The organism is Algivirga pacifica, from assembly GCF_039543525.1.
GTDB lineage: Bacteria > Bacteroidota > Bacteroidia > Cytophagales > Flammeovirgaceae > Algivirga > Algivirga pacifica.
In genome coordinates, this window is the sequence record NZ_BAABJX010000038.1 from 1 (window position 1) to 16,841 (window position 16,841).

At 40.5% G+C, this 16,841-nt stretch carries 10 protein-coding genes; 1 reads left to right on the forward strand and 9 read right to left on the reverse strand.

What is annotated here, in order from left to right; all coding sequences use genetic code 11:
• Positions 1-190 precede the first annotated feature (190 nt).
• The 6 genes from ABD985_RS13015 to ABD985_RS13040 form a co-directional block, all read right to left on the reverse strand.
• On the reverse strand, positions 191-2,455 hold the full coding sequence (locus tag ABD985_RS13015) for an aconitate hydratase (protein ID WP_345372388.1): 2,265 nt from the start codon (positions 2,453-2,455) through the stop codon (positions 191-193).
• A 599-nt stretch (positions 2,456-3,054) separates the two neighbouring features.
• Positions 3,055-5,853 (reverse strand): bifunctional aconitate hydratase 2/2-methylisocitrate dehydratase, encoded by a 2,799-nt coding sequence (locus ABD985_RS13020; protein WP_345372389.1) that lies wholly within the window; start codon positions 5,851-5,853, stop codon positions 3,055-3,057.
• A 254-nt stretch (positions 5,854-6,107) separates the two neighbouring features.
• Positions 6,108-6,512: a hypothetical protein gene (locus ABD985_RS13025; RefSeq protein WP_345372391.1), complete on the reverse strand. Its 405-nt coding sequence runs from the start codon at positions 6,510-6,512 to the stop codon at positions 6,108-6,110.
• A 112-nt stretch (positions 6,513-6,624) separates the two neighbouring features.
• Positions 6,625-7,521: a gliding motility-associated ABC transporter ATP-binding subunit GldA gene (gldA, locus tag ABD985_RS13030; protein WP_345372392.1), complete on the reverse strand. Its 897-nt coding sequence runs from the start codon at positions 7,519-7,521 to the stop codon at positions 6,625-6,627.
• Positions 7,522-7,762: 241 nt separating this feature from the next.
• Complete coding sequence (locus ABD985_RS13035; protein ID WP_345372394.1) at positions 7,763-8,764, reverse strand: 3-oxoacyl-ACP synthase III family protein; 1,002 nt, start codon at positions 8,762-8,764, stop codon at positions 7,763-7,765.
• A gap of 242 nt (positions 8,765-9,006) precedes the next feature.
• The gene (locus tag ABD985_RS13040) at positions 9,007-10,329 is read right to left on the reverse strand and encodes an NAD(P)/FAD-dependent oxidoreductase (protein ID WP_345372395.1); all 1,323 of its coding nucleotides are present in this window, start codon (positions 10,327-10,329) and stop codon (positions 9,007-9,009) included.
• Between the two features lie 213 nt (positions 10,330-10,542).
• Here ABD985_RS13040 and ABD985_RS13045 point away from each other — a divergent pair, with 213 nt between their 5' ends.
• Entirely contained in the window at positions 10,543-12,291 is a 1,749-nt protein-coding gene (locus ABD985_RS13045) for a histidine kinase (RefSeq protein ID WP_345372396.1), read from the forward strand.
• 115 nt (positions 12,292-12,406) lie between these two features.
• Here ABD985_RS13045 and ABD985_RS13050 read toward each other — a convergent pair whose 3' ends face one another.
• The 3 genes from ABD985_RS13050 to ABD985_RS13060 all read right to left on the reverse strand — a co-directional run bounded on the left by ABD985_RS13050 (position 12,407) and on the right by ABD985_RS13060 (position 16,723).
• Entirely contained in the window at positions 12,407-12,868 is a 462-nt protein-coding gene (locus ABD985_RS13050) for a DUF6252 domain-containing protein (protein WP_345372398.1), read from the reverse strand.
• Positions 12,869-13,158: 290 nt separating this feature from the next.
• On the reverse strand, positions 13,159-13,959 hold the full coding sequence (lolB1, locus tag ABD985_RS13055) for a lipoprotein insertase outer membrane protein LolB1 (protein ID WP_345372399.1): 801 nt from the start codon (positions 13,957-13,959) through the stop codon (positions 13,159-13,161).
• 133 nt (positions 13,960-14,092) lie between these two features.
• On the reverse strand, positions 14,093-16,723 hold the full coding sequence (locus ABD985_RS13060) for a valine--tRNA ligase (RefSeq protein ID WP_345372401.1): 2,631 nt from the start codon (positions 16,721-16,723) through the stop codon (positions 14,093-14,095).
• Positions 16,724-16,841: the final 118 nt, after the last annotated feature.

The following is a 16,841-nucleotide window of genomic DNA, read 5'->3' on the forward strand; positions in this document are numbered from 1 at the left end:
TCCGTACGCAGGGTGGTGTGAGAGGACAGGTAGGGAACTAATCCCTACCTTCCTACTCGATTACCTCTGGTCATAGCGTCCACGCTATGACCTTTCACATACCTTGAGCGTCCACGCTCAAGAAAATAAAAAAGACTCCCGAATTGGGAGCCTTCCTATATTATGTTACATAAACCTATCAAGGGCAGGTTTATTCATTTTGCAACTTGATCAAGTTCAATGCTGAACCAGCCTTGAACCACTCAATCTGCTGCTCGTTGTATGTATGGTTCACTTTGATTTCATCTTTTGATCCATCCTCATGGTTCAAGACAACCGTAAGTTGCTTATTAGGAGTAAACTCAGTCAATCCAAGAATATCTACCTTGTCATTCTCCTGAACCTTATCGTAGTCTGCAGCATCAGCAAATGTTAGTCCCAACATACCTTGTTTCTTAAGGTTTGTTTCGTGGATACGAGCGAATGATTTTACGATAACCGCTCTAACACCTAGGTGACGAGGTTCCATTGCAGCGTGCTCACGAGAAGATCCTTCTCCGTAGTTTTCATCTCCGAATACTACGGAACCAATGCCTGCTGCTTTGTAAGCTCTAGCTGTTGCAGGAACTTCACCATACTCCCCAGTCAGTTGGTTTTTTACGTTATTGGTGTCATCGTTGAATGCGTTTACTGCACCAATTAGACAGTTGTTAGAGATGTTATCCAAGTGACCTCTGAAGCGCAACCAAGGACCAGCCATAGAGATGTGGTCAGTGGTACATTTTCCTTTTGCTTTCACTAATACAGGCATTCCTGTAAGGTCTGTTCCTTCGAATGGTGCAAATGGTGTAAGTAATTGTAGACGGTCTGATTCAGGAGATACAATCACCTCAACAGAAGAACCATCTTTTGCTGGAGCCTGGTATCCTGCATCTTCTACTGCGAATCCTTTTGTAGGAAGTTCGTATCCGGTAGGTTCATCCAACATTACTTCTTCGCCATTCTCGTTTACTAGTTTGTCTGTTAGCGGGTTGAATGTCAAGTCGCCAGCAATAGCTAAAGCAGTAACCAATTCAGGAGATGCTACAAACGCGTGCGTATTCGGATTACCGTCAGCACGCTTCGAGAAGTTTCTGTTGAAAGAGTGAACGATTGTATTTTTCTCTTGCTTGTCAGCGCCTGCACGGTCCCACTGACCGATACAAGGACCACAAGCATTGGCAAATACACTTCCTCCAATTTTCTCAAATGTATCAATAAAGCCATCACGCTCGATGGTGTAACGAACTTGCTCAGACCCTGGAGTAATGGTAAACTCTGACTTGGTCTTCAATTTTTTAGTGACTGCTTGCTCTGCCAAGGAAGCAGCTCTTGAGATATCCTCGTAAGAAGAGTTCGTACAAGAACCGATCAATCCTACCTCTATTTTTGTAGGCCATCCATTCTCCTCAGCAATTTTCTTCATTTCTGAGATAGGAGTAGCTCTGTCTGGTGTAAAAGGACCGTTCACGTGTGGCTCCAACTCATCCAGGTTAATCTCGATTACCTGATCGAAGTGTTTCTCTGGTTCAGCGTATACTTCAGCGTCTGCAGTTAGGTGTTCTTTCACCTCATTAGCGGCATCTGCTACATCATCTCTACCTGTTGCCCTTAGGTAACGCTCCATAGACTCGTCGTAACCGAATGTTGAAGTGGTTGCTCCAATCTCAGCACCCATGTTACAGATAGTACCTTTCCCCGTACAAGACATTGCCTCAGCGCCTTCACCAAAATATTCTACGATACACCCAGTACCACCTTTCACCGTAAGGATGCCCGCTACTTTAAGAATAACATCTTTTGGCGCTGTCCAGCCACTTAACTTACCAGTCAATTTTACGCCGATAAGCTTAGGGAACTTAAGCTCCCAAGGCATACCTGCCATTACGTCTACGGCATCTGCTCCACCAACACCTACAGCGACCATTCCAAGGCCACCTGCGTTTACCGTGTGCGAGTCTGTACCGATCATCATACCTCCGGGGAATGCATAGTTTTCCAACACTACTTGGTGGATAATACCTGCTCCGGGTTTCCAGAATCCGATACCATATTTATTGGATACTGAAGAAAGAAACTCATAAACTTCCTTGTTGGTTACATTGGCAACGTTTAAATCTTTATTAGCACCTACCTTCGCCTGAATCAAGTGGTCAGCGTGTACAGTAGATGGAACTGCTGCTTTCTCCTTACCCGCTTGCATAAATTGCAATAGTGCCATCTGTGCAGTAGCATCCTGCATGGCTACACGGTCTGGAGCAAAGTCTACATAGGACTCACCTCTTTTGAAGGCCTCTTTGGCTACTCCGTTGTGAAGGTGCGAGTACAAAATTTTCTCAGCAAGTGTTAGTGGCTTGCCTACTACTTTTCTAGCGGCCTCAACTCTCTCTCCCATTTGAGCGTAGGCAGCTTTTATCATTTCGATGTCAAAAGCCATTGTTTGAGTAATTATAGATTATAATAAATAGTATGTTGATGCTTAATAGAGTTTTAGTAACCTATGAAGCTTTGGGTTATATAGCCTTTGTAAATACCCTTTATGATCCTTTTATAAGGATGTAAGGGTATGGTCATATCTGTCTATATCCAAGCAATTTAATATCTGATGGAAAGACTTTTATGGTAAACGGCTACATAACTAATAAGATAACAAAAGACGATACAAAAGGGTATTATAAACAGTCTAAATTTGTCTAAATCGTAGGTCTTATATCATTTAGCCTTTATTGAAACAACAGACTACGTGACTAAATGTTTGGTTAGGGTCTTTTGTAAGAGGGTTGATTGCTAAGTAAACTTATAGTTAAGTGTTATTTTTAAATGGTTTAAGGATAAAGGATAAAGGATAAAGGATAAAGGATAAAGGATAAAGGATAAAGGATAAAGGATAAAGGATGAAGGATAAAGGATAAAGGAATAAATCCATTGGAGAATAATCCTTTTTCCTTTCTCCATACTTTAAACTGCTAGTAATAAAAAAAGCGGTACAGAGTTTCCTCTATACCGCTTAATAGCTATATCTATCTAAATGCTTACTTAGTAAGCAAGTTTTTTAGACGCTGAAGTCAGTTGCTTTGAAGGAGGAGCAAACTGTGTAAGCTTGATTCCTGCAACTGCTGCTCTGTACTCTTCTGCTGTAGGAGTTCTACCCAAAATCGTAGAAAGTACTACTACTGGCGTAGACGAAAGTAATGACTCTCCTTTCTTCTCTGCAGAGTCTTTTACTACTCTACCTTGGAACAAACGTGTTGATGTCGCCATTACAGTATCTCCTGGCTCAGCTTTTTCCTGGTTACCCATACACAAGTTACAGCCTGGGCGCTCCAAGTAAAGCATGTTTTCGTATTTGGTACGTGCTGCCGCCTTTGGTGCATCATCGTTAAATTCGAACCCTGAGTATTTTTGCAATACTTCCCAGTCACCTTCTGCTTTTAGTTCGTCCACGATGTTGTACGTTGGAGGAGCAACAACCAGAGGAGCGTTGAACTCTACTTTACCTTGTTGAGCCTCGATGTTTTTCAACATCTGTGCCAAGATCTTCATATCACCTTTGTGTACCATACAAGATCCTACGAAACCAAGGTCAACTTTCTTCTCACCTCCGTAGTACGAAAGTGGTCTGATCGTATCGTGGGTATATCGTTTAGATACATCTGCGTTGTTTACGTCTGGGTCAGCAATCATTGGCTCAGCAATCTGATCAAGATCAACAATTACCTCTGCATAGTATTTTGCGTTTTCGTCAGGTGTAAGAGCAGGTTTTTCTCCTGATTTGATCTCAGCGATACGCTTGTCCGCTTTGTTGATCAATCCTTGAAGAACTTGCTTCTCGTTGTCCATACCTTTCTCGATCATGATCTGGATTCTTGACTTTGCAATCTCCAATGATTCGATCAATGTTGCATCTTCTGAGATACAGATAGATGCTTTCGCTTTCATCTCAGCAGTCCAGTCAGTAAATGTGAAGGCCTGGTCTGCAGTAAGCGTACCAATGTGTACTTCAATTACTCTTCCTTGGAATACGTTCTCACCACCGAATGCTTTAAGCATCTGTGCTTGAGTAGCGTGTACGACATCACGGAAGTCCATGTAGTCTTGCATCTCCCCTTTGAACGTCACTTTTACAGACTCAGGAATTGGCATAGAAGCCTCACCTGTTGCCAATGCAAGTGCTACAGTACCTGAGTCAGCACCGAAAGCAACCCCTTTTGACATTCTTGTATGAGAGTCACCACCAATAATGATCGCCCAATCGTCGATCGTGATGTCATTCAGTACTTTGTGAATAACGTCAGTCATCGAGTGGTAAACCCCTTTAGGGTCACGTGCCGTGATCAAACCGAAGTCGTTCATGAACTTCATCAACTTAGGAATGTTTGCTTGCGCTTTCTTATCCCAAACTGAAGCCGTGTGACAACCTGACTGATAAGCACCGTCTACGATAGGTGAAATCGTTGTAGCAGCCATTGCTTCCAGTTCTTGAGAAGTCATCAAACCGGTAGTATCCTGAGATCCTACGATGTTTACTTCTACACGAACGTCAGATCCTGCGTGCAATGTTTTTCCTGGAGTAGTTCCAACAGCATTTCTGTTGAAGATTTTCTCCACTGCTGTAAGTCCTTGTCCTTCTTTAGAAATTTCTTTAGAAGCAGCGTATACTTGAGGAGCTTCGATATCCAATGTCTGGGCAGCAAATGTTTGGATTTTCTTACCAAATACTACGGCATATGAACCTCCAGCTTTGATGAACTCCATTTTCTGTGGCGTCAAAGACGCTGAGATGTCCATTAACTCCTGCTCTCCGTTGTATAGTTTTTTCGTTTTTGTATTGATCGTAAGTACCGTACCTGTTTCTACAGAGTATGCTTGCTCAAGTACAGGCTCGCCCTCTGCATCTACTACTACGTTTCCTTCTGCATCTTTTTGCTTCACCCAGTTTTTCAGGTCGATACCGATACCTCCTGTTACACCAACTGTCGTCAAGAAAATAGGAGAGATACCATTAGTACCTGCAATGATAGGAGCAATATTGATAAATGGAACGTAAGGGCTTGCCTGGATACCTGTCCATAATGCCACGTTGTTTACTCCTGACATTCTGGATGAACCTACACCCATTGTTCCTTTCTCTGCAACCAACATCACACGCTTGTCCGGGTGTTGTGCTTTCAACTCAGAAAGTTCTTTTTGCATTTCTTTGTTGTGCTCAAAGATACACTGGCCGTGAAGCTCACGATCTGATCTTGAGTGAGCATCAGCACCTGGAGAAAGCAAATCGGTAGAGATATCACCTGTTCCAGCGATAAATGTTACGATCTTGATTTCTTCTTCTACCTCTGGAAGTTCTGTGAAGAACTCCGCTTTAGCGTAGCTTTCTAAAATAGCTTTAGCAACTGCATTTCCTGCTTTGTACGCTTCTTCCAAACGTGCAGTATCTGCATCGTATAGGAATACCTGCGTTTTAAGGACTTTAGCAGCTTCTTCAGCGATAGCAGCATCCTCTCCCAAAGCCAAGTCAAGCAATACTTCGATAGAAGGTCCCCCTTTCATGTGTGACAATTGCTCAAAAGCAAATGCTGGAGCGATTTCCTCTACTACAGTTTCACCAAGGATAATTTCCTTCAAGAACGCCGCCTTTACACCAGCAGCGCTTGTAGTTCCTGGCAACACATTATAAATAAAGAAGTTTAGAGAAGCCTCTCTGTGCTCATTGTCTATATCTTTGATTTGAGCAATGATTTCGCTCAACAATTCGGCATCATCAATCGGTTTTGGATGTAGACCCTGACCTTTTCTTTCTTCAATCTCCTGAAGATACTCGGTATATCTTTGCATAAAATTATCTTTTGGTATTATTGTATTATTGGTATTAACGGATGACTATAAGAATACCCTATCCTTGTAAAATTAAATCAAACCTTCTAGATATTCAATATCTCATAGGAATATATCGAGGAAAAAGCGATTGAAGCCCAAATACTTAATATACATTAGTGAAAATACCCTTCGCAAGGCCATAAAAAAACCACTCTTTTCTAAGAGTGGCGATGGGAGTTGCCTTGTATAGCAATGAGAAATAACATTAATTATTAGTTCTCATTTAGCCATAAACGAGCATCAGTATCACTATCAAAATAGCGATTTTGTATAGGAGAGTCCTGATCTCTTAAGGTTTGTTCTATAGACACTTTACTAAAGATTTCTTCACTAACGACAACGGCGTATTTCTTAATGCCATTTTCGATGAAAGAAGGAAGAACCTCTGAATTAACCCAATCCTGTAAGTCGGAAGTGATGGTGAAACGGAAGTTCTGGGTGTCATCCAAAACATTTTTGGGCTGATGACGACCGACCATCTGTACAATTTCCAGGACTTCTTTCTTGAATACATCTTCATCCATGGCAGAAGACATTGGGTTCCACTTTTTAGTAAGTGTGTCCGACAAAGAATCGTAGAAAATCGTTTGATAGGTGCTTTCGAATACTTTTTTCATAAGGTGTGGGATAATTTAGGTGATAGGAATTTGTTTTGGGTATTGATTAATTTTAATGGGTTCTGATGAATGACTCAAATATATTTAACGAATGTTAATAAATGAATAGGGGTTATTTTGTGAGTGTTGTAAAAACTTGCTCAAGTGATATTTGCTCCTGATGTAAACCAATGATGGTCTCTCCTTTTTGTACAGCTTCCCGGAATATTTCAGCACGGACATCTTCCTGCGCCTTTAAAAGGTAAAGCCCTTCCTTTTTTTGTACTACCTCAAAAACTGATGGAATGTTTTTAAGCCATGTTTTTGGCGTGTAATCTATAAACTCCACGAGGATATTTATACTGTCCGATTGCTTTTTAAGCGCATCGACATTACTGTCCGTTACAAGTTGTCCCTTATTGATGATAATCACCCGATCACACAAGGCTTGCACCTCTTGCATAATATGGGTAGAGAGCATAACCGTTTTATTTTGGCTCACTTCCTTGATAAGGTCTCGTATTTCTCCGATTTGGTTGGGATCTAATCCTGTGGTAGGCTCATCGAGGATCAATACACTCGGATCATGGATGAGTGCTTGCGCCAAGCCGACTCTCTGTCGATACCCTTTGGAAAGCATTCCGATTTTCTTGTGCTCCTCTTTTTGCAGTCCCACCATACCGACAATCTTTTGCACTTTTTGTCTTGGTTTACGGATTTTGTGGATTCCTGCGACAAAGCGAAGGTACTCATGGATGTACATATCCAGGTATAGGGGATTATGCTCCGGTAAGTAGCCGATATGTTTTCGGACTTCTAGGGGGGATTTTACGACATCATATCCTTCAACAGTTACACTTCCTGTAGTAGGGGTAATATAGCAAGTGGCTGTTTTCATGGTTGTCGTTTTTCCAGCGCCATTAGGTCCTAGAAAACCAAGAATTTCTCCACGGTTTGTTTCAAAGGAGATATTATCCACCGCTTTGTGTTCTCCGTAGGTTTTAGTAAGATTCTTAACGACAATACCCATGTTTATACTGCTTAAAAAGTGAGTGGTTTAAGTAATTGTTTGGGCAAAGATAAGGATTTCAGATCATATTGTTCATGTTGTTTAATTGAGCTTCGCTCGTTCATGATGTTTAGTTGAGTTTGTTGTTTATTGTGCTTTAACATCATTGTCTCTAAATGAAAGCGAAGCCTTCAGAAATCAACAGTAAACTCAACTAAACATCATGAACGCACGAAGTGCAATTAAACACTATGAACAAGTGTTACCATCTGATCAGTGCACTAGCCCAAGTAAATCCACTACCAAAGGCCGCAAGACAAATCAAATCACCGTCTTTTACGCGCCCTTCATGAAAGGCTTCAGTAAGGCTAATTGGAATAGAGGCCGCAGTCGTGTTTCCATACTTTTGGATAGTATTGACGATTTTTTCGTCTGGCAAGCCCATCTTCTTTTGGACAAACTGAGAGATTCTTAAGTTCGCTTGGTGCGGTACCAATAGGTCAATATCCTCAGGCTGTAGCTTATTGTGTTCTAGTGCTTCGTGAATAACTTCCTGAAAACGAGTTACGGCATTTTTGAAGACAAATTGCCCGTTCATCACAGGATAAGCAGACCCTCCTGGCTCAAACATCTCTGGAGAGAAACGCTTGTCTGTAGAAAATCCTGGATCAATAACTGCCAGTTGCTCTGCATGTTCTCCTTCACTGTGTAGGTGAGTGGACAGGATTCCTTTACCTTTTTCTTCAGTTGCCGTTAATACTGCAGCTCCGGCTCCGTCACCAAATAATACGGTGACATGTCTGCCGTGATCAGAAAAATCTAATCCAGAAGAATGGATTTCAGCACCAACAACTAAAACGTTTTTGTACATGCCCGTCTTGATATACTGGTCTCCAATAGATAAGGCATAAACAAATCCTGAACATTGTGCTCTTACGTCAATAGCCGCAATGTTGCGGAAACCTAGTTCTCTTTGTAAAAGTACTCCGGAACCGGGGAATATATAGTCAGAGCTTAAGGTCGCATAAATAATAAGATCAATGTCTTCTGCTTCTACTCCAGCCATATCCATGGCTTTCTGGGAAGCTTTTGCTGCCATCACATAGTTTTTCTCCTCAGGAAGGTTGGCGTAGCGACGCTCCTTGATGCCGGAACGCTCCGTGATCCATTCATCACTAGTGGTGATGATTTTTGCTAGATCGTCATTTGTGACAACTTTTTCGGGCACGTGGTACCCTAGTCCAATGATTTTTGTGTTTTTCATGGTCTTATTGATTTCTAATATTAGTTAGCTAATAGTAATAGCCAAGTTGTAATAGATTTTCAGCAAGAGATATATCCTATCTCGTTAAAGTGATAACAGTAGGCGATTTCTTATTTCAATAAAAAATACAGATACTATTTTCAAAAAGTCCCTAAATCTCGAATATTTTCATGAAATAGTGAAAGAATGAATGAATAAATATTCATATTGAATGTGAGAAATATTCAATTTATCCAATGCTCTTATTTCCAGAATGCAAAACGTTTCTTCTTTTTTAAGGGAATGTGAGGGAATTTCTCTTGAAAGAGCGCAATGACTTCGTTTTCGTGCTTACTGGAAAACTCAGGGTCAAAATTCGCTTTTTCCAGTTGTGGGAGGATTTCGGGAAGGGAGGCACCTTGCTTAATCCATTGGTGGCATAATTCGTGTCTGTATCGTATACCAAGTAAATTGATACCCAATAGTTTTAGTGTATCACGCTCATAAGCAATTCGGATACATTTTTTAGCATCGGAACTTTCCCAGTAAATGCTTTCTTCATTTTCTAAAGGAGCAGGAGAGACTTTACCGTAAGTTTGATATTCAATATCAAAGAACTTGGCGGAGTTAAACCATGGCCCCGGAGTATAAGCCGTTTTTTTATGGATTAAGCTATAGGCTAAGGTTTCTCCATGCATTCGTCCTGTATACCATACCTGTTCAATGGGTTTGCGTCCATCGATAGGTTCTGTAAATTGGGCGCAATCACCAATGGCGTAAATATCTTCTTGATTAGTCTCAAAGTAAGTATTCACTAAGATCCCTTTGTCCAAGGCTATTCCACTATCTTGAAGAAAATCAATATTGGGGGTTACTCCAATTGTGACACCAACAAAGCCACAATTAATGGTTTTATTATGATTAGTCGTGATACTAATGACCTCCTGTTGGGGATTGCCCTGTATACTTTTTAGTTCTGTAGAGAGTTGAAGGTCTATATGGTGTCTACGAATTTCTTTTTCTATGATGCGAGCTTCCTCGGGAGGTAAAACACTCCCCCAATAGTGGGCGTCCCGTACCAATAGACTGACAGAGATATTTCGACTTCGAAACATTTCGGCCATTTCTATACCGATCAGTCCTCCTCCGGTAATCACGGCATGCTTTAGTTGGTGAGAAGCCTTTTCCATCTGTATGAGGTCTTGGTGACTGTAGAGACCTTGTACCCCTTTTAGTTCTTTCCCTTTCCAAGGGGCATATTTAGGTTTGGAGCCCGTTGCAATAATTAGTTTGTCGTAATGTATAGGGGTTTCTTGATCTTGTAGAAAGAGCGCTTTTTGTTGAGGAACTACCTGTTTAACGTAATCGTGTACAAGCTGTATATTATTCTTTTCCCAGAAGTCATTTTCATAAGGCTGTGTTTGCTCAAAATTCATGTGCCCCATGTAAATATACATAAGCGCAGTACGGGAGAAGAAGTACTTGGACTCTGATGAGATAACCGTAATGGAATGTTTACTGTATTTGCGAAGGTAGCGGGCAGCTGTAATGCCAGAAATGCCGTTTCCGATGATGACAATGTGCATAGAGGAGAATGTGGTAAGATGTAAAGCTTGTTAGGTATTGTCTTATTTAAGGAAATAAACCATGGAAAAATACAAGTGTTTCATGAAATTAATAAATTTTTTCCTTTAAATTAGAAGAGTCTATTATTACTTTTCCCATCTGCGAAGGTTATGTTTTATATCAGGAGTGTTAGTAGTTTTCTATGGAGCTATCTATTAGTGTTTTCATTTTTGATGCTGATAAGCTATTTATCCTTTTACTTTTATCAAAGAGAAAGTGATGAAATAGAAGAGGCAGTCTTGACGGTAGGACAATTGGAGTTGGACTTACTTTACTTTCTGCAAAGTAACCATCAGGTACTAGAGCAATTGTCTACGCAGGAGGAGTTATCTCAACGAACAATTCAGGACTATTATGAAAAGTTAGATACTTATCATGATCACCTGCGTAACAAAGTAAACTATCTCAGGGGGAATGACTTGGAGGTGTTGAAGGAGGAGTCTAGAAACATAGTAATGATTGACTCATTATTAGCGGAACAACAGTTGTTACTGCAAGAAATTACCGCTCTATTGTCCAGTAAGGTACGTAAAGACAAAGGAACCTATGCTAGGTTACGTCTTGCACGTTATCAGGTATTTGGGGCTCCTGAGATGAGTCGGTACTCTGATCAAGTGTATCAGTTATTTACACTGGAGCAATCTTACCTACAGTATAGTAGCCCAAATGCTGTGAAAAAATATAGTCAGAAAGTCAGAACCTTGATGCAGCAATTGAAGAAGGATTATCAGGAACGTTATTTTGAGCAAATTGAGGGGTATGCTGCTATCTTTGATCAGTTGGTGTTGACGGACATTCAATTAGGTTCTCGGAATAAGAATGGTAGTTTATTATTTGTATTAGCTTCTCTGGAAGAGAATATTCAGGGTGAGTTTAATGTTTTAAAAACACAAACAATTCAAAAGGCTAAAGATAAACTGTCAGAGGTGAGAAGTGTATATGTTTTCTTGTTAGGAGTAAGTGTATTGCTTTCTTTCCTATTGTTTCTCTTTCTTCGTAATGGAATTACAAATCCATTGATCCTACTGAATGAACAATTGTCCAGGGATGTTTATGAGGGGGTAAGTTTACAACGCTCGATTAATGTAGATACCAACCTAAGGGAAGTGATAGAGTTATCAGAGAACATTAATCGCTTGAAGGAAGGGTTTATAAAACAATTGGAGAAGGAAAATCATCATCTGGAATCTCAGGAGCTGAAGGCAAAGCATTTTCAGTTGAGTAATGAACGTTTATTAGAGGATCGTCGAAGAATGGAAAAAGCAATTCAGGTCAGAAGCGCTTTCTCTGATTATTTTGGACGAGAACTAGAGGGATTGCTCCATCAATATATACAGCGATTACAAAGTAAAGAAGAAGGAATGGAAGAATCAGACTCCTTATGGTCTGACCTGAGGTCCCTGAAAAATATTGTCGGTAATTTATTGTTATTGGTGAAGGCAGAGGGAGGAGTCCTTTCTCCCGATCAACATCATGTAGAGCTACAACAGGTATTGGAGGATGTAGTGAGCACTTGCGAGGAGAGTTTTAAAGCTAAGGGTGTACGTTTAGTTGTAGCACCTACCCAATTATATGTACAGGCAGATGAAGCAGTATTGAAATTTATCTATCAGCAGTTTTTGTTAGGGGTGTTATATTCTGCTCAGGAGTCAGGGGGATTGGTCACTTTGAAGTCAATAGAGGAGATAGGAATGGGAGAGGTAACGGTAGAAATCAAGGTGACTAATATGATGATACGGCAAAAGATTTTGGATCAATATCTGACAGAATGTGATACCAGTATATTGACCAATGATCAGAGGGAGATTGTATTGGGAACTTTCCTGAGCCGGGTATTTATTGAGCAGTTAAGAGGAAAGGTTTGGATAGAGAATTCGTCGGAAAAAATGCTTAGCGTATATATTTCTTTACCTGTATTTTAGAAAAAGGTAAAAAAAGTAAAAGGTAAAAGGTAAAAAGTATAAAGTGAGTGAATTTCTCCTTTCTCAAAAAAAAGGACCTCTTAGAGGTCCCTTATCATTTAAATAAATGTCTCGATTACTCTATGGGAGTGGTGAGTAAAATATTAATAATTCCTTCTTCTACACTGACCTCTTTAGAGCCATTACTAGCAACATATTGGAAAGTACCTTTGATAGAGGATCCATCAAATTCATCCACCTTTACTTTACCAGAAATAATGGTCATGTTTAGTGTGGTGAATGTGCCACCTAGTGCTGGTTCCCAAGTTGCTTCATTATTATTAGCATCACCTCCTAGGACATATTCTCCTTCTCCTTCAAATTTATTCAGTACCATAGTAAGTTGCTTGCTACTTTGAGAGGCGCTTATACTAAGTGTTTTACCATTTTTGACCGCAAAGAAATCGGTACTATTGAATTGGTCACCGGAAATTTCGGCAGAGATACTTTTCGTTTCAGGATTGTAATAGGCATCTTCACAAGAAAAAAGACAAAGAAATAAAGATGCTACTATAGGGAAAATGAATGCTTTTCTCATAGGGTTATTAGGCTATCGGATGGAAAGATATAATGGGTAGATATTATAAAATTTAATCGACAGCCTTTGGGAAAGCAAGAAATAATAAGGAGGAATGAAAGATTGTTGAAAATATCTAATGATAACCCTTAAATATTGCTATATAGGGGTTGTTCATAGTGTTTAGTTGAGCTTCGCTCGTTCATAATGTTTAGTTGAAATTTTGAAATTCGTTTCATGAATTTTATAGGTAAACAACTAAACATTATGAACGAGCGAAGCTCAACTAAACAACATGAACAATATGTAGGTTAATTATTGGACAAGCGGAGTTGCTTAGGTTTGACCACCTTATATCTTGGAGAAACAGCAAATGAAAATTTAGGAGATTTATCTTCCAGCTTGATTTTATTGTACTGTAGATTCACTTTCATATTGACCTTTTTCAAAGAAAAGTTATCAGACTCTCCAATGCGTAGTTCACTATGATAAGGGAACAATTGCTGAGACTCATCATCTACGAGTTTAAAGTTTTTATAAGCCAAGTCTGCTCCTTGATCTCCCCTTTTCTTTTCGATAAATAGGCGTTCCAATTTTTGTAAGGTTCTACTGACATAAAGATTGATCTTGTAATCTCCTCTTTTATTACGGAGTAAAAAATGATCTTCTGTCATAATAGCTTTACTTTTTAGCTCAAACTGAGGTGGGATGTTTCCTGTGAAAATCCCTTCAAATAAAGCGTAATCATAGGGGATATCTGTGAGGTCTTCCAGTTCATCGTAGGAAATAACATAATATTCGCGGGCCAGGCGGTTAAGTGCCTGAATGGAATCTTTGGTGGCTAGAATACGTAACCCTTCAATACCGGCAGTACGTAAGGAAACCCAAACAGCACTGTCTTTGGCAATATGAACTTCCATAGAGACATTGACAGCGTCTTTATTCGCTTCATAGATTGCTTTTCCTTTTGCCGTAAAATATTTGAAGTCTAGAGGCTGTAGCGCAAAAATCTTTGATTTAACTTTTTTCTGTTTGCTGACGTCTTTTCTGCAAGCTGAAAAGCTGATTAAAAGAGCAAAAATGAATAGGATATTTTTTATTATTCTAAACATGTTGTTTCCTAAAAATAGGGGCTGTCTTAAGGGAAAAGCCGACAGCCCCAATGAAAGTTCCCTGTTATAAGTAAAACAGGGAAAAAGTATGATGATTTACTCACTACTGTTTACCTACAGTAGTCAGAATGATTTAGTTAAGCTTAGCTAGTGCATTTTCAAGCGTTTCGATACGACTAACGGCATCAGCTTGCTTCTGCTTCTCTTTAGCGACTACCTGCTCAGGCGCGTTGTTAACAAAACGCTCATTAGAAAGCTTTTTGTCGACAGACTTCAAGAACCCTTTCGTATATTCAAGCTCTTTGATCAGTTTCTCACGCTCAGCTTCTACATCAATCTGTCCTTCCAGGTTCACAAAGAACTTGTCGGTTTTGATCACAAATTGTGTAGCTCCCTCAATTTCAGTAGTAGTAAAACTTAGCTCTTCCAGATTAGCAAGTTTGCTGATCACTTGGCTAAAGCGCTCGTAAGTCTCTTTTTGATCAGCCATGATGGCCAATGGAAGGGCAACCTTAGGAGCGATTTGCTTACTGTTACGGATGTTTCTTACGTTAGAAACTACTTCAAAAGCTGCGGTAGCTTGTGCCAGGATCGTTTCATCTACCTCTTTATACTCAGGGTAGGCTGCAACAATGATACAGTCTTTCTCCTCACGCTCTTTGATCGTATGCCATAGCTCTTCTGTTAGGAATGGCATAAACGGATGCAACAAACGGATCAACTCCTCAAAGAATGTGATCGTCTGCTCATAAGTAGCCTTGTCAATTGGCTTTTGGTAATCTGGCTTGATCATCTCCAGGTACCATGAACAGAAATCATCCCAGATAAGCTTATAGATACCCATTAAGGCATCAGAGATACGGTATTTTGCAAAGTTATCTTCGATCTCTTTGATTGCTTTGTTATACTTGGCCGTAAACCAATCGATGGAAACCTGGTTGGCACTGCCGTCCAAAGATTCGTCTACCTCCCATCCTTTTACCAGACGGAAAGCATTCCAGATTTTGTTGGCAAAGAAGCTTCCTTGCTCACAAAGGCTCTCATCGAATAAAAGGTCGTTACCTGCTGCAGAACTTAGTAGTAGCCCTACACGTACCCCATCAGCACCAAATTTCTCGATCAACCCAAGTGGGTCTGGAGAGTTACCCAATGACTTGGACATCTTACGTCCTTGTGTGTCACGAACAATACCCGTTAGGTATACATTCTTGAATGGAAGTTCTCCTTTCCACTCATATCCTGCAATAATCATTCGAGCCACCCAGAAGAATAGGATATCTGGGCCAGTCACTAGATCCTCAGTAGGGTAGTAGTAGTTGATTTCTTCATTTTCAGGTTGAGTAATGCCATCAAATACAGAAATAGGCCATAACCATGAAGAGAACCAAGTATCCAAGACATCTTCGTCTTGTTGCAATTGCTCCAAGGTCACGCTGCTATCGATCGCTTGTGCTAGCTTTAGCGCTTCTTCAGGTGTTTCAGCAACTACAAACTCCCCGTTAGGCAAGTAGTATGCAGGGATACGTTGTCCCCACCACAGCTGTCTGGAGATACACCAGTCCTTTACATTTTCCATCCAGTGACGGTAAGTGTTCTTGAACTTGGCAGGGTGTAGTTGGATCGTGTCATTCATTACGTTCTCCAGTGCAGGTGCTGCCAATTCCTTCATCTTCACAAACCATTGTGTAGACAAACGAGGCTCGATTACCGCTCCAGTACGCTCAGAAGTACCTACTTTGTTTTGTAGTTCCTCAACTTTTACCAGATTGCCACTTTCCTCAAGGTCTTTAACGATCTCTTTTCTTACCGCAAAACGATCTTTTCCAGCATACTTCTCTCCAGCAAGGGCATTGATGGTACCATTCTCCTCAATGATGTCAATAACCTTCAGGTTGTGCTTCATACCCAACTCATAGTCATTCAGGTCATGAGCAGGAGTTACTTTCAAGCAACCTGTACCGAACTCAATATCCACATACTCATCACCGATAATTGGAATTTGGCGATCAGTGGTAGGTACGGTTACGGTTTTTCCGATCAAGTGCTTGAAACGATCATCGTTAGGATTCACACAGATCGCTGTATCGGCAGGAATCGTTTCAGGACGTGTCGTAGCAATCGTTACAAAGGCATTATCTTCTCCTGTGATAGGATATTGTACATAGTACAATTTAGAGTTTACCTCTTTATAGATTACCTCTTCGTCAGACAGGGCAGTTTTTCCTTCTGGGTCCCAGTTAACCATACGTACGCCACGGTAGATATGACCTTTTTGGTATAGGTCTACAAAGACTTTGATCACTGCTGCACTCAACTCGTCTTCCATTGTGAAACGAGTACGGTCCCAGTCACAAGAAGCACCAAGCTTCTTCAATTGCTCAAGAATGATTCCTCCGTATTTCTCTTTCCAGTCCATGGCATGTCCCATAAACTCCTCACGGCTGATATCTTTCTTGTCTAATCCTTGCTCTTCTTTCAACATTTTCACCACCTTCGCTTCAGTGGCAATAGAGGCGTGGTCCGTACCAGGTACCCAACATGCTTCATACCCTTTCATACGTGCACGTCTGACCAATACATCCTGAATGGTATTGTTCAACATGTGTCCCATATGTAGTACTCCCGTTACATTGGGAGGAGGGATGACTACAGTGTAAGGTTTTTTGTCAGGGTTAGGCTTAGAGTGGAAAAACTTCTTTTCCATCCAGTAAGCATACCATTTGTCCTCAACCTCTTTCGGATTATAAGTCTTTGCTAATTCCATGGTGTATACGTTATTTAAAAAATGCCCATTCGTAAAAATGGGCATTTATAAAATCTTAAATCCTAATTAAGCGACAAATCTAAGAAAAAAATGGATCTGTACAGAAGTGAATGCTGTG

Bases quoted from the DNA above. Each gene is read 5' to 3' on its own strand.
- ABD985_RS13015 (WP_345372388.1), bottom strand. From the start codon at position 2,455: ATGGCTTTTGACATCGAAATGATAAAAGCTGCCTACGCTCAAATGGGA.
- ABD985_RS13020 (WP_345372389.1), bottom strand. From the start codon at position 5,853: ATGCAAAGATATACCGAGTATCTTCAGGAGATTGAAGAAAGAAAAGGT.
- ABD985_RS13025 (WP_345372391.1), bottom strand. From the start codon at position 6,512: ATGAAAAAAGTATTCGAAAGCACCTATCAAACGATTTTCTACGATTCT.
- gldA (WP_345372392.1), bottom strand. From the start codon at position 7,521: ATGGGTATTGTCGTTAAGAATCTTACTAAAACCTACGGAGAACACAAA.
- ABD985_RS13035 (WP_345372394.1), bottom strand. From the start codon at position 8,764: ATGAAAAACACAAAAATCATTGGACTAGGGTACCACGTGCCCGAAAAA.
- ABD985_RS13040 (WP_345372395.1), bottom strand. From the start codon at position 10,329: ATGCACATTGTCATCATCGGAAACGGCATTTCTGGCATTACAGCTGCC.
- ABD985_RS13045 (WP_345372396.1), top strand. From the start codon at position 10,543: ATGCTGATAAGCTATTTATCCTTTTACTTTTATCAAAGAGAAAGTGAT.
- ABD985_RS13050 (WP_345372398.1), bottom strand. From the start codon at position 12,868: ATGAGAAAAGCATTCATTTTCCCTATAGTAGCATCTTTATTTCTTTGT.
- lolB1 (WP_345372399.1), bottom strand. From the start codon at position 13,959: ATGTTTAGAATAATAAAAAATATCCTATTCATTTTTGCTCTTTTAATC.
- ABD985_RS13060 (WP_345372401.1), bottom strand. From the start codon at position 16,723: ATGGAATTAGCAAAGACTTATAATCCGAAAGAGGTTGAGGACAAATGG.